A 533-nucleotide genomic window follows, 5' to 3' on the forward strand; every position below is an offset into this window, starting at 1 on the left:
ACGAGGCGAATCGTCTTTTCGGAGCAACTTTCTCTTCGGAGCACAGTACAGGGCTGTGGCCCAAAACAGCATGCCGCCGAGGAGCCGAACTGCGACCCTGGTCTCACGTCCTTTCTGGAGCGGTCTGGCAAAATTGTCTCGGCTCGATTGGCATGACTTTTCAAACCCTTCTTCGACCATGGTCGAGGAGATCAACCCTGCGACGACCATGTCCGCACCGCCGGCAAAGGCATTGTGAATGGTTCTTTCGAGTGTTCCGAGTTGATCGGGATGGTCCGAGAGCTGCTTCTTCCAAAGCGCCACGTCGGGAGCCAGTTGAGCGTAAAACAACGCGAACATTTCTTCGGCCGACTCGATCCGTTTATCCTTCAATTGTCCCATGGCTAGTCCTTGCATCGTTGACCGCATCCTTGCTTGGCGAGTGGAAGATCGTCCTTGAATCGCCCAAGATACCACTGTCAGCGAATCGAGAAACCGCAGCCGAACCCCGATGCGTTGCTAGCAAAAAATGTCAACTAAATGGGAATGCACCC

At 54.2% G+C, this 533-nt stretch carries 1 protein-coding gene; it reads right to left on the reverse strand.

Annotation, left to right across the window (positions count from 1 at the left end):
* Nucleotides 1-396: hypothetical protein (locus H1B37_RS33135; protein WP_182871543.1), on the reverse strand; the 396-nt coding region annotated here is incomplete at its 3' end.
* Between the last annotated feature and the right edge of the window lie 137 nt (nt 397-533).

This window comes from Stieleria mannarensis (assembly GCF_014154935.1).
GTDB lineage: Bacteria > Planctomycetota > Planctomycetia > Pirellulales > Pirellulaceae > Stieleria > Stieleria mannarensis.